This window comes from Photobacterium lucens (assembly GCF_009873615.1).
GTDB lineage: Bacteria > Pseudomonadota > Gammaproteobacteria > Enterobacterales > Vibrionaceae > Photobacterium > Photobacterium lucens.
This window is the reverse complement of record NZ_SSMG01000436.1, coordinates 1-748: the sequence shown is the minus strand read 5'-3', so window position 1 is coordinate 748 and position 748 is coordinate 1. Positions and strand designations below refer to the sequence as shown.

Below are 748 nucleotides of genomic sequence, written 5' to 3'. Positions count from 1 at the left end.
GAATTAGAAATCCCTGAAGAAAACCCAGATTTATCCAAGGTTCAATATAGCCCTTTTTCCCCAATTTTTACTGATATTTCAGAAAGTATAAAAGATCACAAAAACTTATTTGAGATAAAAACAGAAGAATGGAGTTATGAACAAGAGTATAGAATTATTTGCAAAGGTGAATTTTATGAGCTTCCAAATCCTATTAAAAAGATCTATTTAGGGCACAAAATATCAAGTGAAAGAGCGAAAATATTACGTTCAATTTTACCTTCAAGTGTCGAAGTTGTTCAAATGAAGTTAGATAGTTATCAAGGTAAAGTAGTTCCAGAAACCTAACAAGTACATCAAAAATAGACGTCTAACAGTCGCAGACACTTATTTTAGCTAACTACTAAATATGCAGGCATTATCCTTACATTTCTTAATACCTACTGGCCTAAATAGAGCAAAGTGTCTAACACACCTTTTTTCCAGACCCATGCCATAGAGTCTCGCTAACAATTAAAATTTAAAACGTTAAAAATTAGCTAAATCTATATACTTCAAACGCAAAAAGGCTGCTGAGAATTAACTCAGCAGCCTTCTTTAATATGGCGGAGCTGCTCTGGATATTAGAGGATTTGAACCCTTCTAATATCAGTATCAGATTAATTAAAAAAATATTAAAACTTACAGATGCAAAAAAGCCGCTAAGGGTTAACTTAGCGGCTTTCTTTAATATGGCGGAGAGATAGGGATTTGAACCCTAGATACGCTA

The 748-nt window shown here is 33.2% G+C and carries 1 protein-coding gene; it reads left to right on the top strand.

Translation table 11 applies throughout. The features are described from left to right. The coding region (locus E5A76_RS17570; RefSeq protein ID WP_222932526.1) for a hypothetical protein at positions 1–327 on the top strand (327 nt) is incomplete at its 5' end. Positions 328–748 lie beyond the last annotated feature (421 nt).